We start from the raw sequence: 19,887 nt of genomic DNA on the forward strand, positions 1-19,887 counted from the left end.
AATATTATATTTATATATATAAATATAATATTCTTATTTTATTAGTTATATAAGTATATCTTATTTACTATAAAACTATCTTGAAAAAAATTAATCTTAATTGTATAATATTACTTTAAGTGAAAAAGTATTAACATTTTTTATAAGATGTTTTACTAAAAAAATATATATAAATATACTGTTATCAATAAGAAATTTAATTTAGTGAGGTGTTAATATGAAAGTAGGATTTGACCACAAAAAATATTTAGAAGAGCAGTCTAAATATATCTTAGAAAGAGTAAATAATTTTGACAAGCTTTATCTAGAGTTTGGAGGAAAATTGATGGGAGACCTTCATGCAAAAAGAGTACTTCCAGGATTTGATGAAAATGCAAAGATAAAAGTTTTACAACATATGAAAGAAAAAGTTGAAGTTGTAATTTGTGTCTATGCAGGAGATATAGAAAGAAATAAAATAAGAGGAGACTTTGGTATAACTTATGATATGGAAGTCTTAAGATTAATAGATGATTTAAGAGGTTACGAACTAGATGTAAATAGTGTAGTAATTACTAGGTTTGAAGGACAACCTGCCACAACTGTATTCATAAATAAGTTAGAGCGTAGAGGCATTAAAGTTTATAAACATTATCCAACAAAGGGATATCCATCAGATGTTGAGACTATAGTTAGTGATGAAGGCTATGGAGCAAATGAGTATATAGAAACTACAAAACCAATAGTAGTAGTAACAGCACCAGGACCTAATAGTGGAAAACTTGGTACTTGTTTAAGTCAGCTATATCATGAAAATAAAAGAGGTAATGTAGTTGGATATTCTAAATTTGAGACATTCCCAGTTTGGAATGTACCTTTAAAACATCCTTTAAATATAGCTTATGAGGCAGCTACAGTTGATTTAAAAGATGTAAATATGATAGATTCATTCCATCTTGAAACTTATGGTGAAATGTCAGTAAACTATAATAGAGATTTAGAATTATTCCCAGTACTTAAAAAAATAATAGAAAAGATAACTGGAAAAGAATCAATTTTCCAATCTCCAACAGATATGGGTGTTAATAGAGTTGGGTTTGGAATAATAGATGATGAAGTAATAAGAGAAGCTTCTATAGAAGAAATAATAAGAAGATACTTTAAAACTGCTTGTGAGTATAAAAAAGGACAAGTTGATAAAGGTGCTTATGATAGAATGAAAATGATTATGGAAGAACTTAACTTAAAGCCGGAAGATAGAAATGTTGTATTACCTGCTAGAAATTACAGTAATAAACTAAAAGAAAGTGCGGATAAGAATGATACTTGTCCAGTAGTTGCATTAGAATTGGAAGATGGGACAATATTAACTGGTAAGGGTTCTGACTTAATGAATGGAACAGCAGCTGCTGTATTAAATGCAATTAAATACTTAGCTAATATATCTGATGATATGCATTTAATATCACCTGTAATATTAGAACCTATTATAAATCTAAAAACAAAAACTTTAGCTAGTAGAAATGTTTCACTTAGTTGTCAAGAGGTGTTAACTGCACTTAGCATTTGTGCTGTAACTAATCCAACTGCACAATTTGCTATGGAAAAGTTAACATTATTAAAAGGGTGTCAAGCTCATTCTACTACTATATTAAATAGAGATGATGAACAAACATTTAGAAAACTTGGTATAGATGTAACTTGTGACCCAGAGTATCCTTCACAAAATCTTTACTATAGTTAAAATTATATAAAAAAAATATGGGCTGTTTTAAAGTAATAGTCTGAGCAGTCCATTACAATTATAGTAAAATCAGTAGGCTGTCTTGTATAAGGCAGTCTTTTGTTTTTAAAACATCCCATTTAAATTAAATATATATACTGTTATCCATAAGGAATTTTAAATTTAGTTCCTTGGAATACTTATTGTAAAGCTTTTATATAGTTTTTGCAAGTGTTTTTAAGTATTTTTTATAAATTATATTGAAGTTAATTGATTATATACATGTTTATGTGTGGAAAATGTTAATATATAAAGAAAGTGATGAAAAAATAACATAAAGAAACATAAGTTTGGTATAATTAAAAGGGAATAAAACAGTAATCTAAATAAACTCAATCTATTTTTACTTTAAAAGGTGATAAGAATGGAACTTCATAGAAAAATAATTCATATAGATATGGATGCTTTTTATGCATCTATAGAACAAAGAGATAATAAAAAACTAAAAGGAAGACCTGTTATTGTTGGTGGAAATCCACAAAGCAGAGGTGTGGTTGCAACATGCTCTTATGAAGCTAGAAAATTTGGTATCCATTCAGCTATGCCATCAGCTGTAGCTTATAATAGATGCCCATATGCAGTTTTTGTAAGACCTAGATTTGATGTATACAAGAGTGTGTCAGAGCAAATAAGAGAGATATTTTATAGATACACAGATTTAGTTGAGCCGTTGTCTTTAGATGAAGCTTACTTAGATGTAACGAAAAATAAAAAAAATATTGATTCATCAATTGAGATAGCAAAGCAAATAAAAAGAGATATACTTAGAGAAGTTGGTCTTACTTCTTCAGCTGGTGTGTCATATAATAAATTTCTTGCTAAGATTGCATCAGATTTAAAAAAACCTAATGGCTTAACTGTAATAACCGAAAAAAATGCCCAAGACTTTTTAGATAAATTACCTGTGAATAAATTTTTTGGAGTTGGAAAAGTCACCTCAAACACTCTTAAAAATTTAGGTATAAAAACAGGATATGATTTAAGGTGTTTAAATTTATTTGAACTTGAAAATATATTCAAAAAAAGAGGTTACGAATTATATAAATTCGCAAGAGGTATAGATGATAGACCAGTAGAGCCAAATAGAGTTAGAAAGTCTATTGGAGCAGAGACTACGTTAAGTCATAATTTAGATATTGATGAAGAAGAAACACGCAATATTCTTGATGAACTTTGCGAAGAAGTATGTCATAGATTAAAAAACTCTGAGAAGTTTGGAAAGACATTAACATTAAAAATTAAATATGAGGATTTTACAAAAATAACCAGAAGCCTTAGTCTAGAGCATTATATTGACGAATACAACGATATAAGAAGTGGTGTAGATAATTTATTGAGAAATGTTGAGATGAATGGAAAACAAATCAGGCTATTAGGAGTTACAATGTCAAATTTAAGCGACAAAAAAGAAACTTACAAAGATATTACTTTATTTGAGTACATGGAGAGTATTCAACTATGAGTTTTGTTTAAATAAATTGGCACTAGTTTTAATAATAATTAAGGCTAGTGTTATTTTATGAATATTTTTATACTTTTTTTTTGACATTATATATTATATACTATATAAGTACTTTATATTTGTAGCAATATTCAGATATATAGTGACCTAAAAGTCGTACTTTGTTTACATAAATAAAATAGTATGATATAATTATAAAAACAACTTATCGTGTTGACAAAGGTTGCTTGTTGAAAAAGGGGATGATAAATTATGATAGAGATAAAAAATGTAACCAAGAAGATAGGAAATAATGTGATATTAGATGATATTTCTCTAGTCGTAGAAACAGGAACATTGGTGGTTCTGATTGGTTCAAGTGGTTGTGGTAAAACTACTACTTTGAAGCTTATAAACAAATTAATAAAACCTACGTCTGGTGAAATATATATTAATGGCAAACCAATTTCTCAGGAAAATGAAATAGAGCTTAGAAGAACAATAGGATATGTTATACAGAACACAGGCCTATTTCCTCACCTTACAATAAAAGAAAATATAGAGTTAATTCCACGCCTGAAAAAGGAAAAATCCGTTGAAGAAATTGAGAAAAGAACATTGCAACTACTTGAGATGGTAGGTCTTAGTAGTGATGAATTTTTAAACAAGTATCCTTCAGAACTTAGTGGTGGACAACAACAAAGAATCGGTGTTGCAAGAGCCATTGCTACTGATGCTGAAATAATATTGATGGATGAGCCTTTTAGTGCTTTAGACCCAATAACAAGAACATCTTTACAAGAACAATTATTTTCTCTTCAAGATGAATTGAAAAAAACTATAATATTTGTAACTCATGATATGGACGAGGCTTTAAAGATAGCTGATAAAATCTGTATTATGAAAGATGGAAAAATAGCGCAATATGATACTCCAGAAAATATACTTAGAAATCCTGCTAATGATTTCGTAAAAGATTTTATTGGAGAAGATAGAGTTTGGGATAATCCAGAATATATAAAAGCAAGAGATATTATGATAAAAAATCCTATTGCTGTCAATTCAACGAGAACTGTAACTCAAGGGATAGAAATTATGAGAACAAGTAAGGTTGACAGTTTGTTAATCATAGATAGAGCTAAGACATTAAATGGTATTGTTACTGTAAAGGATATGAAAGACATTGATGATAAATCAATATTACTTGCTGATATTATGTCAAGAGAGCCTTTACATGTAAATGAAGAAGACAACTTAGTTGAGATACTGAATGTAATGAACCGTAATTCAGTTGGATATATTCCAGTTGTTTCTAATGAGAATAAACTTGTGGGGCTAATTACTAGAAGTAGTTTACTTTCAGTTTTAAGTGAACAATTCTTAGAAATGGAGGTGAGTGTCCTTGGATAATTTTTTTAACTTTATACTATTACAAAAGGATAAGATTATAGAGCTTTTAATACAACATATGAGTTTAACTGTTACATCTATTTTGATAGCTATAATAGTTGGTGTTCCTCTTGGGATAATTATTTCAAGAATCGCGTCTCTTAGAAAAATTATACTTGGATTTGTAAACTTAGTCCAAGCAGTTCCATCTATGGCACTTTTGGGTCTTCTTGTACCAATACTTGGGATAGGAAGTAAACCAGCAATATTTATGGTAGTAGTTTATTCATTATTACCAATTGTAAAAAATACGTATATAGGTATAACGAGTATTGACCCAGTAGTATTGGAATCGGCTAAAGGGATTGGTCTTACAAGAAACCAAACTTTATTTAAAATACAATTTCCTTTAGCACTTCCCATAATAATGGGTGGGGTTAGAATATCTGCAGTTACAGCTGTTGGTTTGATGACTCTTGCAGCATTTATAGGTGCTGGTGGTTTAGGATATTTAGTATTTTCAGGTGTTCAAACTGTAAATAATAATATGATTTTAGCAGGAGCAATTCCATCATGTATAATTGCATTACTAGTTGATTATTTATTTAGTAAGATTGAAGTTGCAGTTACTCCAAAAGGTTTAAATCCAAAAGCACCAAAGAAAAATTATATAGCACTTAAAGTAGTATCTGTTGTAGTAGTTGTTTCAATGTTGTTTGTTGTTTTTAGCTCAAGTTTTTCAAGCAAAAAAGATACAATAACTATTGGTTCTAAAGATTATACAGAACAACTTGTACTTGGTAATGTTTATGCTGAATTGATAGAAAAAAATACGAATCTAAAGGTTAATAAGAATTTAAATCTAGGTGGTTCATCTGTTGCATTTAATGCAATTAAATCTGGTGAACTAGACATGTATGTAGACTATACAGGTACACTTTTGGTAAATGTAATGAAACATACTCCAATTAAAGATGCTGATGAAGCATATAATGTTGTAAAAGATACTATGGAAAAAGAAAATCAGTTAACTCTACTTGACCCTCTTGGATTTAATAATACTTACACATTAGCCATGATGCCTGAAACTGCTGAAAAGTATGGAATAAATACTATTTCTGACTTGACTAAATACAGCAAAGACTTTACTTGCTCACCAACTTTAGAGTTTGAAAATAGAGAAGATGGTCTTATAGGACTTTCTAGAGATTATAATTTAAAATTCAAAAATGTAAAAGCAATGAATGGAAGTTTAAGATATACAGCTTTAGATAATAATGAATCTCAGGTAATAGATGCATTCTTAACTGATGGTCTTATTAAAAAATTCAATCTTAAGATACTAGAAGATGATAAAAACTTCTTTGCACCCTATTATGCAGCTCCATTAGTGAGAGAAGATACTTTAAAGAAATATCCTGAGTTGGAAAAAGTAATGAATATGCTTTCAGGAAAAGTAAATGAAGAGACTATGAGAGAACTTAACTATCAAGTTGATGAACTTGGTAAATCACCAGAAGATGTTGCTCATTCATTCTTAGTTAAAGAAGGCTTAATATAAAAAATTAATAGTTTATATCAAAAACTTAAGTGGGTGTCTCGAAATGAATTTTTAATTCATGAGGCACTCTTTTTGTGTGAAATCAAATATATTTTTATCATTTCAACAATGAAAAAGAGGCTTATCTCTATTTTGAGACAGCTTCTTATTTTTATGTATACCAAAACTATACCTAAGCTTTTTATTTATAATTAAGTTTCAAATTGAATGAACAAGTACAACCAATTTTGAATATAAATATAGTAAATGTGCTTATATACAATTTTCTTGTCTAGTTGATTGACATTGATACATAGTATTTTTCTAATTAAATCGAAAGGAGGAGTAAATTGTTATGGATAACTATAAGAAAGTGAAGCAAGTATTATGGATAATTTTATTTGCTAATTTTTTAGTAGCATTATTAAAGATTATTATTGGCAACCAAATCAAAAGTTATAGTATGACAGCAGATGGATTTCATTCTCTGTCAGATGGAGCATCAAATATAGTGGGTCTCATAGGTATTTTCTTTGCATCTAAGCCAAAAGACAAAAATCATCCTTATGGACACAAAAAATTTGAAATTATAACCAGTTTATTTATCAGTGGTATGTTGTTTGTTATAGCAATTAAGATAATTCTTAGTGCAGTATTAAGGATAACTAATCCGATTGCACCTTCTATAACAATAGAAAGTTTAATTGCTCTAATCATTACACTTTTTATAAATATTTTTGTATGTATGTATGAATATAGAGTTGGTACTAAATTGAATAGTTATGTTTTGATTTCAGATTCCCTGCATACAAGAAGTGATATATTTGTGTCTCTAGGAGTATTAATTACTTTAGTTGGTGTCAAGTTAGGATTTCCAGTAATAATAGAATCTATAGTTCCTATTATTATTTCTGCAGTTATAATTTATTCAGCATATGGAATATTTAGGCCATCTATTGGAATTTTGGTCGATAGAGTAGCTGTAGATGAGGACTATATAAGAGAAATTGTGTTTGAATTTAATGAAGTAAGGGATGTTCACAATATCAGAAGTAGAGGTAGCAAAAGTTCTATTTACATTGATATGCATGTAATGGTAGACCCATTTATAAGTGTAGAACAGTCTCATGATTTAACACACAAAATTGAGAAACAAATACAAGAAGAGATTAATGAAAATGCTCAAGTAATAGTCCATATTGAACCTTTTTATAGTTTTTAATTTAACTATAAAGTGTTAATTGTAAAAAAATATAATTTATAAAAAAAATATTATACCATAAATAATTTATAAAAAATATTTATGGTATAATATTTTTTATAAAGAAATTAAGTCTTAATATATCTAAGGAGGAATTTATAATGAGATACGTTGAATATGGAAAGACTGGGAAAATGATTTCAGTAGTTGGTTATGGAGGATTAAGGTTTGATTTAGACAAAAGTAATCAAGAAAATGCCGATTTAGTTAAATATGCATATGAAAAAGGTATTAATTATTTTGATACAGCTCCAGGGTATTGTGATGACAGAAGTGAAGATATATTCGGACTAGCCTTTAGACAAATGATAAAGGAAGGTAAAACCGATTTCTATGTATCAACTAAAGAAAAGCCAAAAGTATGTGATAAATCAGAAAAAGCTATAGCTGCTGTAAAAAAATCAATAGAGCGATTAGGCGTATCTAAAATAAATTTTTATCATGTATGGAATATTAGAAGAATGGAGCATTACGAGCTAGCAATGAGACCAGGAGGTCAATATGAAGGATTATTAAAATGTAAAGAAGAAGGATTGATAGACCATATAGTATTCTCATCTCACCAACCAGGAGATGAAGTTATAGATATTTTAGGTGAAAATAAGTTTGAAGGTGTAACTATGGGAATTAATATATTAAACTTTCCATATAGACTAAAAGGTGCTAAGTATGCTGTTGATAATGGATATGGTGTTGTAGCTATGAATCCATTAAGTGGTGGAACTATTCCAAAATATAATAATAAATACTTATAAATAAGTATAAATAGATGTTAAAACGTGTAGTTTTAGCGATATTTAAAAGAAATTATTATAAATTAACTGACTGACATTTAACTGACAAAACCCATTTTTTTAGGTTCAACTGACATTTAACTGACAGCCAGTAATCATTTATTTGAATAATATTTTACTTAAATTATCAGATGCTTTTTTGTCCATTTCTTCTAAAACATGAGAGTATCTGTTCATAGTTATTTGTATATCTGTATGACCTAACCTTTCTGAAACAACCTTCATGTTAGTACCTCCTAACAAAAGCAAACTTGCATTTGTATGTCTTAAATCATGCATCCTAATATTTCTTAAATTATTTTTTTTAATAAATCTATGAAAAGATTTTCTTAATGTAGATGGTAAAAATGGATTATAATCTTTGTTTAAACAAACTAAATTATTTTCATTTTTAAGTACACCTTGTAATTTTAATTTATTTTGTCTTAATTTTTCAATCTTTAGTTTTTCTATTAGTTCATCAGGAGCTGACAATGTTCTTCTTGATTTTGCTGTTTTAGGTTCTTTAAATTCTATTTTATTATTAGCGTATATAAGTGTTTGACTTACACTTACAGAGCAGATATTTAAATCAACGTCAGTCCATCTAAGCCCAGTAGCTTCTCCTAGTCGCAAACCTAATATCAGCATTAGTAAAATAGGTATTTCTATGTTACTATTATTTAGTTTTTCTATCAACAATAAAGCTTCTTCTCTATTATATATTTCAATCTTAGAAGAATTTTCTTTATGAGGAAGTTTTACAAAATCACATGGATTTTCATTTATTTCTCTTAATCTGTGTGCTTCTTTCAGAACAGAACTTATAAAACGATACCTTATCTTTGAGCTACTAAAAGTACAATTATTAAAAGTTGTATTTATAAAAGTTTGAATTAAAACAGGATTTATATCTATAAGTTTTGTATCTTTAAAAAAAGGTTCTATATAATTCTTAACCCAAGATTTCCTATTTATAACTGTATAAGGAGACCAATTTTTTTCATTTGTCATTATGTACTTATAGCATCTCTCTACAAGAGTTGTTTTATTTGGAGCTATAAACTTATTATTGTTTATAGTAGACTTTATTTCAATTAAATGTTTTTCAGCATCCTTTTTCCTTTCATAACTTCCATAACTTTTTTGTTTCTTTTTGCCAGTTTCTTCTTCCATATATTCCACATATACATGAAATTTTTCCCCTCTTTTTCTTATAAAAGCTGATTTGATATTCATATATGTACGCTCCCTTTATAAGTTTATATGTTTTATATAAAAGAGCAGTTAAACTGCTCTAATTATATCTAATGAATGTTAAGATGATTTTTTAAAGCTTCTTGAAGTATTTGAGAAAAATTAATCTTATGTTTCTCAGCTTCTCTATTAAGCCATTGAGGAATAGTAAGTGTCTTTTTAACAGAGTAATTTTCTATAGCTTTTCTGTGAATTGGCATATATATCTCTATTAAAGTTGGTATTTGATTTTTCTCTAAATTTAAGTTATCTATAGTAGTTGCATTTGGAATTATGTCATCATCTTCTTCCATCCCATACAGATGTAATCCTAGAGCTTCTTTTGCCATTTTTAAGGCTTCTTCTGTTGTATCTCCACATGTAAGACAGCCTGGTAAATCAGGAAATTCTACAGAGATACCATCCTCATCATAGCTTAGTATAGCAGGATATACATATATATCTTTTTTCATTATATCAACTCCTTAAAGTTTTTGTAAGGAGAGAGGGATTAACTAATATTAATCCCTGCTTGTTTAAAAATACTTTTCACAGTTCTAAGAGGTAAATCCTTATTTGGATGAGGAACAGTAACTTTACCTTTTTTAGTAGGATGTTTAAATTGATGGTGGTCACCAACACAATTTACTTCATACCAACCATCTGAACTAAGTATTTTTAAAATTTCTCTTGAAGAATAAGATTTCATACTCCCTCCTTACAATTATATTATAACACGTATTTATATACGTGTCAATTATAAAGCAATAAATATTTTAAAGAAGGAAAAGAAAATTTAATGTAGAATTATTAAGATGTATAGTATTTTATATATAAAAGGGGGAGATATTGTGAAATTAAAGAAATTATTATCACTAGGGTTAGCCGTGTCAATGTTTATTGCTGGTTTTCCTATATCAGCTAATGCACTTGAAACAATTTACACTATTCAAGGAAAAGATAAATACGAAACTGCTGGTATCATAGCTGACAAACAAAGTTATACTACTGCAATACTTATAAATGCAGATAGTACAATGGCTGATGGGCTAAGTGCGAGTGGGCTTGCAGGAGCGACAAATGCACCAATTCTTTTAACTAAGAAAAATAATATACCTAATGCAACTCTTAAAAGAGTAGAAAAAGCTAAAAAGGTGTACATAATAGGTGGAGAAAGTTCTATTGATAAATCAACTGAAAATGTTTTAAAAAATAAGAATATAGAAGTTAAAAGACTTCAAGGTAGCGATAGAATAAAAACAAGTTATAATGTAGCAAAAGAAATAAATTCTATTAATAAAGTAAATAAAGTTATATTAACTAATGCTTTTAAAGGCGAGCCTGATGCAATGAGTGTTGCATGTGTAGCTGTTAGAGATAAAACCCCTATAGTATTAACTGATGGGAATAGTGTACCATTTAATACTACTGGAATAGAAAGTTATGTAATAGGTGGTGCCTTATCAATGAGTGATAGTTTAGTAACTGGCACTAATTCAATTAGATTGGGTGGTATAGATAGATATGATACTAATAAAAAAATAATAAATAAGTTCTATAGTGGAGCCAAAGAATTTTATGTAGCAAGTGGAACGGATTTAGTGTATGCTCTTGTTGGTTCTACAATGGCTAAAAATACTCCAATAGTTTTAGTTGATTATGGAAGTAGTAAAGAAGCTTTAAAAGATGCAACTAAAATAACAGCAATAGGAACCGTAGATTCAAATGTACTTCAAGAATGTTTAAATATAACAAATGTTTTATTAAGAGATATTTTAGGGGTTTGGTATGATAAAGATTCTTATGAGGATTTTAATTTTGGTATAACTAATAATACAATTGATGGAAATAGTTACGATATAATATCAATAGATGAAAAAGATAAGAGTGTTAAAATTAATGTTCATTATCCAGATGGAGACTTACAACACCTTATAAAATTAGAAAATAAAAATAAACTTTGGTTTTATACCTACAACGATATAAATGGTGGATTTTCGGGTGGTACGCCTTTTGAAAAGTTATATAGTTTCAACAATTCAGATACAATTTATAAAAATAGTAAGTATGGATTTAGTTTACGAATACCTAAAAGTTGGGAAGGAAAATACAAAATTAATGAGTATAAAGATGGAGATATAAGTTTTAATTATTATAAAAATGGAAAATGTTACGATGATGCTTTGTGTATAGAAACATTTGATAAAAATGATTATGATGAAGAAAGCTTTAGACTAAATGGATATACTTATATTGGAACATCTAAAGATAAAGTGTTCTGTTGTGATTTAGGGGGTGACCCATCTGTAGATGCTTTAAATGATGAAGCTATGTTAAATGAAATCGGAAAAATGAGAGAAGTTGCTGCTGATTATGTTATAAATACTTTTGAAATAATTAAGTAACTTAATCTATATAATATTATTATATTTTTGAGGTTTACATTAGCTATGCGGTATGTAAATGATAAGCATTATAACAGAGATGTTGATGATGTTAATATTATATTTGTAACAATTTAATTTAAAAATTCAAACAAAAAGAACTTATGAAAACACTCTTTTTGTTTGAATATATTTAAGCTAATTTATTATTTAATTCTTGTATTTTTAATGTTTGTCTATATTCTTGTGCTTCTGCTAATTTTGTATATTCTACTGTCTTATCGAAGTTTTTCTCAACCTCTGACCTTATTTCATCAAGAGTAACTTCGAAGAATTCTTTTCTATTATTTACCTTATTAACTCTTTTATTATCAAAAGCTTTATGTAAAGCTGACTCTAATTTAGGTGCATCTTCGCTAAATATAGTCGCATGTATATCATATTTGAAAGGAACTGATGCACTACTTAATTCATTTATTCTCTCAGTTGGGTCTAATCTTCTAGTTACTCCTATTTTATATATATTTTCTCCAAAACTACCAATATTAGAGATTATGTATACATGTCCTGCTCTTGTATTCTGTTCTCTATTTAATACATCATCTAAATCTTTTGATAGTAAAGTTAGTTTTTCTTCTATAGAATTGATTTTTTGTTCCCATTCTAATTTGTCGTTTTCATCTTCTGGTATAGTTGATTTTAGTCTAAGTAATTCATTCTTAAATTGTAATTCTTCTTTTTTTAGTTTTCTTTTTTGATTTTCTATTTCTTTTTGAACAAGAGCTTCTTCTTTCATTTGTTCTCTCAAAGCTCTTTGTTCTTCTTTTTCTTCTTCTTTCATTTGAAGGTATTCATAATATAAATAAAGCTCATCTATTTTCAAATTAAGATAGTTTTCTTTTATAGAAACTTTATTTGAAGTATTTAATTTATTTGTATCAGTAAATGCTTTTCGTATTCTTTTTTCTATAGAATCAATATTTTTAAAACTAACTTTTGACATAGCTATGTCACATTCACTATTGAATAGCTTAAGAGCTGTTTTAATATTTTGATTAGTCATAGTTCTACCTTTTTGAATGCTTCCATCAACAGTCCAAGAATCAGAATATTTTACACCTGTTTTATTTCTTATTAATAGTTTTTGCATTTCTCTTATTTCTTTTAATTTTTCCATATACTCATCAGAGTTTTCAAAATCATATTTTGGATTATATAATCCAAATGATTGAAGCAGAACCTCATCTTCAGTCTGTATTAATTCTTCTGATAATCTTTTTAGCTCTTCTTTTTTATTTTTTAAAGTTGTGTTTATATCTCTAAGCTCTTCCCTTTCATTTTTTAATTCTTTTAAATGAGAATTTAAAGTATTAACATTATCTTTAAGTATATTTTTATCTTTTATAAGATTATCAAGTCTTTCTTTTTCTATTTTTAGTTCTTCGATAAGTTTAAATTTATCTTGGTTTTCTGAATCAAATTTATCAATTTCAACTTTCTTTTTGTCTAATAGATTGGATAATTCTTTTAACTTATTTTCATTTGATTCACATAAATCTTCAAAGTGTTTTTCTTTCATTTTAATTTCATCATTTAATGAAATATATTTATTATTGATTTTTTCGACATCAGATAATAGTATACTAATGCTATCTTTATGTTTTTTCATTATCTTATTTCTTTTAAATAAGAATATTATTGCAACTATAAATGATATAGAGTATGTTGAAAACGTAGAAAGAATTAGTATGGATATAGTCCATAAAGAATAATACCAGGGTATCTTGAAATTAAGATTTTTGATTTTTTCATCGTTGATGAGTAAATCACTTTTTAACTGTTCATTTTCATTGTTCATATCAAAACTCCTTTTTTATTTTTTGTTCTACTTTATGATAATAATAATTTAAGTATATAAAATTTTATGTGCAATTTCCATATATTTGCAAAAAAAGGTAAAAATAAAACAAAATGGTAGTTATTTAAAAGAATTTAGTTGGATTATAAAGGTATGTTAACAGAAATTAGAAAAATAATATAACATTTTTATAAAAGTATGTTATCAGTATTTTGAGCATAAGGAAAAGCCACTTAAAATTAGTTTTAATCATTTTAAGTAGCTCTTTTATTATTTTAGATACTCCTTTGAATATTTAATCCAAGCATCAATACCATCGATTAAGTGAATTAATTCGCCATAAATATGTTCTGAACCAAATTCATTTTTCATGTACATTATCCATTTTTTTCTGCCTTGCAATTTAACTTCACCAATGAAGTTGTCTGAAGCATCAAATACATTAAATGCTCCATTTGACATTCTATCAAAGACAAAATTATTTTTTAATTCATTTTCGTACATTTTAATTTTAAGTATATTAAAAAAATAGATTTCATTTTCATTAATTTTGAAGTTGTAATTTTTATTATTAACTTCGAATGGTATTGATTTGTTATTTTTAACAATATCCATATAATGTAGATTTTTATTATTAATACTATCATTTGCGTTATATGTTATAGTAGAGTGATTGTATATTACATCATTTATACTATTTATAGCATTATTAATTTCGATATTATCAATTTTTTCTCCTACCAAACGTTTTACTAATAGAGAAGCTTTGGAGTTATTTCCTAACATATCACAAAGTATATAGGATGATTTAATTATGTTATCTAAAAGTGTGTCTTTTAAATTTATATCTAATTCCTTTATGGCTTTGTAAGACTCAATTTTCATAGGTGTAATTTTATGATTTTCCCAGTTTATATTAATTCCTCTTTGGATATTTTTAGAGGATTCATACTTACAAATTAAGTCATATGCTTCCTCATATTTATCAATATAAATTAATTCTAAACACTGGTCTTCTAGGTCAGTATTTTTAGTAACAGATTTACGCACATCTTTCAACAGTTCTTTTCCTTTATCTGTTAAAGCATAATATTTGTTGGAGCTATTAAAAAAATTAGATAAATCTTTGCATGAGATTTCTTTTTCTATCCTTTCTATTAATTCAGTCTTTTTACCAGTTGATTTAATATTATTAGATTTTAATATTTCTTTCAATTCCGAAACTGTTAACTTAGTAAGGTCTTCAATGTAATTTGAAATCTTAAGATAATCCATGTTGAAAAACTTAGAAATTAAATATGAATAGTTAATATTATATTCATATGTCCAATAGGTTGCTATATAAGGCTCGTATATATTTTCTCCAATTATGTATTTTAGGAAAGATTTTTCTATTGATGTAAGTGGTTTAGTATCTGTTTCCAATATATTGTTTTTTGGGTTAAACTTATTAATACTATTAGTATGTATATCATATAAAGCATCTGATTTTTCTCTTGCTTGTTTTTCTAATTCATATAAATTTGTTGTATCATTACAACTTACATTCAGTACTTTATTAATTTCATTTTTTACTTCTATGTTATGAGGTGAATTAGAATTACATTCTAGTGAAAGTGTAGTACTATCATTATAGCTTTGTTTTGATTCGTTCGATTTTTCATTGCAATCAACATTATTTTTGTTTTTATTTTTTCTAAATAGATTCAAAATGCTCATAAAAAATTACTCCTTTTGTATTTAATTAATTTCTAGTGTATTCTACTTTGTGACAATAACAATTTAAGTATATAAAACTTTCTGTATAAATGCTATGTATATTAGGAAAAAACATAGAATTAAATAGTTTTGAAAAGAATACTATATTTATATGGTATAAAAAGTAAAACGAAGATTTTTAAATTAAATAATAAAAAATATTATAAAAACAAGAAAATACAAAAAATTATAATTAAAAAGACGATTAATAACATACAGGAATGGAAAAAATAACCAAGACTCTACAAATTTCGATTTTTTTATTACAATTACGCTTTTTTTATTGCATTTAGAAAATAAAAGTATTATTATAAAGATAAGATAATTATCTAAACACAATTCTGAATAATTAAAAAACATTTCTAGAAATGAAAATACGTAGTTATATTTTATTAAAATTCGTTGGGAAATTTTAACTAAAAATAGGAACGTAAGTTCTTGTAACAGGGGGATAGTATATGGAATACACAAAAAGACTAATATTAGAACTAGATAATTTATTTAAGAATTTTAAAGAAATTGAAGAAAAAGAATTTGAGAAGTACAAAAATATGTTAAAAGAAGAAAAAGAAAAAAGAGAGGTGTAGTTCCTCTCTTTTAAATATCTTATATTTATAAATTAGTATCTTCATCTAAAAACATTTTTGAAATCTTTATAATTCTTTTTTTAGAAATAGAATCTAGTTTATCAAATACATCTAACAATTCCTTTTTATCGTTACTTATATTGAAATAATGATTAGTTCTAGATTTACCAAGTAAATAGTCAACAGATACATTATAATATTCAGCTATATTTTTCAAAAAATAAATAGATGGCTCCCTTGAACCATTTTCATATCTTCCAATAGATACTTTTGTTGTTTTTAAATCTTTAGCAACTTGTTCTTGAGTGAGTCCCTTATTTTTTCTAAGTTCTTTCAATCTTTTCGAAAGATTCTCCATTTATATTCCTCACATGTATAATACAATTAATTCAGTTTTAATTGTCATTATGTTCAATATTTTTTTCTGTTACAAATACTTTTGCTATTTTTAACATTTTATCTCTAGTTTCTTCATCCAAGCTAAGAATTACTTTTATTAACTCTTTTATGTCATCTGGGCTATTTAAACTGTCTATAAATTCATAACTTTCGTCAATATTTAGTTTTTCTGTATCTGATAAACCAAGAATATAATCAGTAGATACATCAAAAATTTTAGCAAATATTATTAACTCATCATCCCTTATTGCTCTTTCACCGGATTCTATTCTATTCATAACACTTGTATTTATATTTGCTTTTTCAGATAATTCTTTTTGTGACATATTCATATTTTCCCTAAGATATTTAATTCTTTGACTTACATTCATATATAATCACCTCGAAAATTTTCTATTATGGAAATATAATATCATATTTTTCTATAATAGAAATAAAAAATTTCTAAAATAAATATAAAAAAGTCTTGAATTTCTAATTTAGAAATGTTATTATTAAAATATAGAAATTGCTAAAATAGAAATTGAGGTGAATGTATGAAAAAGATAAACCATGATTTTATAAAAAAAAGAAGAAATACATTAAATTTATCTTTACAAAATGTTGCAAAAGAGTTAGGTTTTAAAAACGCATCAACTTATTTTAAATACGAAACAGGACAATATTCAATTAGAGCTGATATGTTACCTAAATTATCTAAGATACTTGATTGTGATATAGAAAATTTTTTTACAAATTAAATTTCTGAAATAGAAATTTTATGAGGAGGATTATAAAATGAACAACTTACAAGTAATAGAAAGAAATAATGAGAGAGTTCTAACTACACAGCAATTAGCAGATGTTTATGAAACTGAAATTAGAAATATAAGTAACAATTTTAATAATAATAAAGAGAGATTTATTGAAAGTAAACATTATTTTTGTCTGCAAGGTGATGATTTAAGGACATTTAAACGCGATTCATATGATATAGGAATTGCACCTAATGTAAACAAACTTTATCTTTGGACTGAAAGAGGAGCAAACAGACACTGCAAAATATTGGATACTGACAAAGCTTGGGAGCAGTTTGATAACTTAGAAGAAACATATTTCAAAGTTAAGCAACAAAAACCATCTTGTATAGAAGATGTATTAATAGAAAGTTTAAAAGAAATGAAAGATTTAAGACTACAAGTTAATCAAGCTAACAATATAGCATTAGAAGCAAAAACAGAAGTTAAAACAATAAAAGAAGTTGTTTCATTAAATGCTACAGACTGGAGAAAGGATACACAACAACTAATTGCAAGAATAGCAAAAAAACAAGGTGGTTTTGAACATATAAACATGCTTAGGAGAGAAAGTTACGAGTTGCTAAACAATAGGTTTGGAGTTGACCTACATAGAAGATTAATCAATAAAAGAAGAAAAATGGCAGAGGAAGGTGTATCTGAATCTAAAAGAGAGAAAGTTAACAATTTAGATGTAATACAAGATGATAAGAAACTCATAGAGGGGTATGTGGCTATTGTAAAAGATATGGCTTTAAAATATGGAATATCAAGTGATTTAAGTAAGAATTAGGTTAAAACACAACAGCACTTTGAAAACTAAATACAGAATATTTTGAAAAGGAGTGGTTAAATTGAATAAAGAAAAAATGGCAGAATTTTATTCTTCAAAATGGAGAATAAACCTTCTTATAGACACACAAAAAGATTTAGCATATTCACTATCTGATGTAAAAGGTAATTATCCAGCTTATCTAAGAAAAGAATATGAAAACTTAGAAGAAGCATTTAATAAAGTAATTACTGGAGAAGGCAAACTCTTATCAGAATTATAAAAAAGTAGTTAGACATATATCTAACTACAAAATAAATTTACTGAATTAAGAAGCGATTGAGAAGTGTTTGAGCGATAAGCATTGCCAAATCAGGGTGTTTATTCAGAATATCACCAAATCTAGATAAAAAACCTTTTTTTAAAGGAATATTATTTTCAGATGTTGATTCAATTAAATCAACTATATTTTGAGCTTCATATTTTTCTGCTTGAGTAAGGTTTTTATTAGTATCTATAAATTCTCTTAAATCAGAGAAATCAATACCATTATTTATAGTCACAGAGCCAGTATTACCAACAGCGGAGTTTTGCATATTCTGAATATTGAAAGTTTGATTTATATTTTGCGATTGATTCTTAGGTTCAAATTCTTCAAAATTGAGTCCTTTATTAGTTATATCTCTTATAACTGGATAATCTTCTCCTAAAATATTCATCGTATCTAAGTATCCATTTTCAGATAAATATTTTATTGATTTTCCTACTTCATTTAAAGATAAAGATGGAATATTTTCATGGATTTGTTTTGCATTAGAAGTAACACGACGTTTGTTACCTGCATCAAGTCTTAAAAAAGATAGTATTTTTTTTGAATTACCGTCTAGCATGTGCGCACCACCTAACAATATATTTATAGGATTTATCCTACAAATATAGTATATCAAAGGAGGAAAATAATGGCAATTAATAACAACATAAACAAAATTTTAAAAGATAGAGATTTAAAAGCATGGAAATTAGCAAAAGAAATAGGTGTAGATTCAGGGAATTTATATGCAATTTTAAGAGGAGAAAATAAAAATCCAACTATAGATACATTGATAAAATTAGCTGACTATTTAGACGTTACATTAGATGAACTAGTTGGAAGATAGGAGTGGTAAAAAATAAAGAATAAAGAAAAAGCATTATTACTTAGAGCAGTTCTAATTTTAATTTTCTACTTTTTAGGAATTGAATTTAGCAAGATTTTCTTTAAATAAGTCTACATATACAGAAAGGGTGAGATAAAAATGAGTACAGCATTACAGTTTATAGATACAGAAGATTTAGTAAAAGAATTAATGGGACGAGAGGATACAGTAGATTTCATCAAGATGTTTTTAGACAGAAAAGGAATTAAAAGAATGGAGTTAATGACTATAGAAGAATTTTGTGAGTACTTGAAAATATCTGATGTAACAGCTAGAAACATGGCAAGAGAAGCTATGGTAACAAAGGATTTTATTGCTTTAAAAATCGGAAGAAAGTACATGATTGATAGAATAACGTTTGAAGAATTTATTATGAAAAATGCAATGAAGGATAAGGATGTAATGAAAAAGAGAAAGGGGGTGATTTAGTTGAGTGTAAAGGTACTAATAGCTTATATCCAGTTTTGTAAGCAATATAATAAGAAAGCAAGTTTTGAAGGTCTTAAAAAATACAACGAGGAGGTCTAATTGTTATGGTATTTAATTTAGAGAAATTCAAAGTAGGCAATGCGGTAAGAATAAGTTGTGAAAAATTTGGTTTTGAAATTGATTGCATTGTAGTAGTAGCAACTGAGGAGGAACTAAATCTAGCTTATTTTGATAAAGAAAGAGGTTGCATAGAGTATCAAGCCTTGATACCAGAAGACCTTAGATATGATGACTATATTCTTCAAAGATTAGGTTAGGAGGAAATA

The 19,887-nt window shown here is 26.9% G+C and carries 22 protein-coding genes; 14 read left to right on the forward strand and 8 right to left on the reverse strand.

Features of this window, described 5'->3' with window-relative positions; all coding sequences use genetic code 11:
• Positions 1-217: 217 nt before the first annotated feature.
• The 6 genes from KGF39_RS16205 (at position 218) to KGF39_RS16230 (ending at position 8,148) form a co-directional block, all read left to right on the forward strand.
• Entirely contained in the window at positions 218-1,723 is a 1,506-nt protein-coding gene (locus KGF39_RS16205) for a DUF1846 domain-containing protein (RefSeq protein ID WP_054272899.1), read from the forward strand.
• Positions 1,724-2,126: 403 nt separating this feature from the next.
• The gene (gene dinB, locus KGF39_RS16210; RefSeq protein WP_227823080.1) at positions 2,127-3,224 is read left to right on the forward strand and encodes a DNA polymerase IV; all 1,098 of its coding nucleotides are present in this window, start codon (positions 2,127-2,129) and stop codon (positions 3,222-3,224) included.
• A gap of 252 nt (positions 3,225-3,476) precedes the next feature.
• Positions 3,477-4,613: an ABC transporter ATP-binding protein gene (locus tag KGF39_RS16215; RefSeq protein ID WP_227823081.1), complete on the forward strand. Its 1,137-nt coding sequence runs from the start codon at positions 3,477-3,479 to the stop codon at positions 4,611-4,613.
• A complete protein-coding gene (locus KGF39_RS16220; protein WP_227823082.1) occupies positions 4,606-6,153 on the forward strand; it encodes a glycine betaine ABC transporter substrate-binding protein in 1,548 nt (515 codons plus the stop codon). The genes KGF39_RS16215 and KGF39_RS16220 overlap by 8 nt, the downstream gene beginning before the upstream one ends.
• A 334-nt stretch (positions 6,154-6,487) precedes the next feature.
• Positions 6,488-7,354 carry a cation diffusion facilitator family transporter gene (locus KGF39_RS16225; RefSeq protein WP_054272903.1) on the forward strand — a complete coding sequence of 289 codons (867 nt, stop codon included), beginning with the start codon at positions 6,488-6,490 and terminating at the stop codon, positions 7,352-7,354.
• A gap of 140 nt (positions 7,355-7,494) precedes the next feature.
• A complete protein-coding gene (locus KGF39_RS16230; RefSeq protein ID WP_227823083.1) occupies positions 7,495-8,148 on the forward strand; it encodes an aldo/keto reductase in 654 nt (217 codons plus the stop codon).
• 138 nt (positions 8,149-8,286) lie between these two features.
• Here KGF39_RS16230 and KGF39_RS16235 read toward each other — a convergent pair whose 3' ends face one another.
• From KGF39_RS16235 to KGF39_RS16245, 3 genes are all read right to left on the reverse strand, one after another.
• Positions 8,287-9,405, reverse strand: a complete 1,119-nt coding sequence (locus KGF39_RS16235; RefSeq protein WP_227823084.1) for a site-specific integrase — start codon at positions 9,403-9,405, stop codon at positions 8,287-8,289.
• A gap of 68 nt (positions 9,406-9,473) precedes the next feature.
• Positions 9,474-9,875, reverse strand: coding sequence for a type II toxin-antitoxin system HicB family antitoxin (locus tag KGF39_RS16240; protein WP_227823085.1), 402 nt, complete (start codon positions 9,873-9,875; stop codon positions 9,474-9,476).
• Between the two features lie 38 nt (positions 9,876-9,913).
• A complete protein-coding gene (locus KGF39_RS16245; protein ID WP_227823086.1) occupies positions 9,914-10,111 on the reverse strand; it encodes a type II toxin-antitoxin system HicA family toxin in 198 nt (65 codons plus the stop codon).
• 142 nt (positions 10,112-10,253) lie between these two features.
• Here KGF39_RS16245 and KGF39_RS20095 point away from each other — a divergent pair, with 142 nt between their 5' ends.
• Positions 10,254-11,807 (forward strand): cell wall-binding repeat-containing protein, encoded by a 1,554-nt coding sequence (locus tag KGF39_RS20095; protein ID WP_308463841.1) that lies wholly within the window; start codon positions 10,254-10,256, stop codon positions 11,805-11,807.
• 172 nt (positions 11,808-11,979) lie between these two features.
• Here KGF39_RS20095 and KGF39_RS16255 read toward each other — a convergent pair whose 3' ends face one another.
• Both KGF39_RS16255 and KGF39_RS16260 read right to left on the reverse strand, forming a co-directional pair.
• A complete protein-coding gene (locus KGF39_RS16255) occupies positions 11,980-13,644 on the reverse strand; it encodes a DUF4041 domain-containing protein (RefSeq protein ID WP_227823087.1) in 1,665 nt (554 codons plus the stop codon).
• Between the two features lie 270 nt (positions 13,645-13,914).
• Complete coding sequence (locus tag KGF39_RS16260; RefSeq protein ID WP_227823088.1) at positions 13,915-15,363, reverse strand: SAP domain-containing protein; 1,449 nt, start codon at positions 15,361-15,363, stop codon at positions 13,915-13,917.
• A 497-nt stretch (positions 15,364-15,860) separates the two neighbouring features.
• On the opposite strand from KGF39_RS16260, the gene KGF39_RS19970 reads away from it, so the two are divergent.
• On the forward strand, positions 15,861-15,989 hold the full coding sequence (locus KGF39_RS19970) for a hypothetical protein (protein WP_255643564.1): 129 nt from the start codon (positions 15,861-15,863) through the stop codon (positions 15,987-15,989).
• Between the two features lie 25 nt (positions 15,990-16,014).
• Here the strand turns inward: KGF39_RS19970 and KGF39_RS16265 are convergent, their stop codons facing one another.
• Together KGF39_RS16265 and KGF39_RS16270 are read right to left on the reverse strand one after the other, a co-directional pair.
• On the reverse strand, positions 16,015-16,347 hold the full coding sequence (locus KGF39_RS16265; protein ID WP_077707168.1) for a helix-turn-helix domain-containing protein: 333 nt from the start codon (positions 16,345-16,347) through the stop codon (positions 16,015-16,017).
• Positions 16,348-16,384: 37 nt separating this feature from the next.
• Positions 16,385-16,759, reverse strand: a complete 375-nt coding sequence (locus tag KGF39_RS16270; RefSeq protein WP_077707167.1) for a helix-turn-helix domain-containing protein — start codon at positions 16,757-16,759, stop codon at positions 16,385-16,387.
• Between the two features lie 165 nt (positions 16,760-16,924).
• Between KGF39_RS16270 and KGF39_RS16275 the strand changes: the two genes are divergently transcribed.
• The 3 genes from KGF39_RS16275 (at position 16,925) to KGF39_RS16285 (ending at position 18,219) form a co-directional block, all read left to right on the forward strand.
• The gene (locus tag KGF39_RS16275; RefSeq protein WP_021423652.1) at positions 16,925-17,128 is read left to right on the forward strand and encodes a helix-turn-helix domain-containing protein; all 204 of its coding nucleotides are present in this window, start codon (positions 16,925-16,927) and stop codon (positions 17,126-17,128) included.
• Between the two features lie 37 nt (positions 17,129-17,165).
• Positions 17,166-17,957, forward strand: a complete 792-nt coding sequence (locus tag KGF39_RS16280) for an ORF6N domain-containing protein (RefSeq protein WP_227823089.1) — start codon at positions 17,166-17,168, stop codon at positions 17,955-17,957.
• Positions 17,958-18,018: 61 nt separating this feature from the next.
• Positions 18,019-18,219 carry a hypothetical protein gene (locus tag KGF39_RS16285; protein ID WP_227823090.1) on the forward strand — a complete coding sequence of 67 codons (201 nt, stop codon included), beginning with the start codon at positions 18,019-18,021 and terminating at the stop codon, positions 18,217-18,219.
• A 37-nt stretch (positions 18,220-18,256) separates the two neighbouring features.
• On the opposite strand, the gene KGF39_RS16290 is transcribed toward KGF39_RS16285, so the two are convergent.
• A complete protein-coding gene (locus KGF39_RS16290; protein WP_227823091.1) occupies positions 18,257-18,826 on the reverse strand; it encodes a hypothetical protein in 570 nt (189 codons plus the stop codon).
• Positions 18,827-18,895: 69 nt separating this feature from the next.
• Here KGF39_RS16290 and KGF39_RS16295 point away from each other — a divergent pair, with 69 nt between their 5' ends.
• From KGF39_RS16295 to KGF39_RS16305, 3 genes are all read left to right on the forward strand, one after another.
• The gene (locus KGF39_RS16295) at positions 18,896-19,093 is read left to right on the forward strand and encodes a helix-turn-helix domain-containing protein (RefSeq protein WP_227823092.1); all 198 of its coding nucleotides are present in this window, start codon (positions 18,896-18,898) and stop codon (positions 19,091-19,093) included.
• Between the two features lie 138 nt (positions 19,094-19,231).
• On the forward strand, positions 19,232-19,561 hold the full coding sequence (locus KGF39_RS16300; protein WP_074090081.1) for a helix-turn-helix domain-containing protein: 330 nt from the start codon (positions 19,232-19,234) through the stop codon (positions 19,559-19,561).
• Positions 19,562-19,665: 104 nt separating this feature from the next.
• A complete protein-coding gene (locus KGF39_RS16305) occupies positions 19,666-19,878 on the forward strand; it encodes a hypothetical protein (protein ID WP_227823093.1) in 213 nt (70 codons plus the stop codon).
• The last annotated feature ends 9 nt before the right edge of the window (positions 19,879-19,887 follow it).

Source organism: Clostridioides sp. ZZV14-6345 (assembly GCF_020657775.1).
Taxonomy (GTDB): domain Bacteria; phylum Bacillota; class Clostridia; order Peptostreptococcales; family Peptostreptococcaceae; genus Clostridioides; species Clostridioides difficile_D.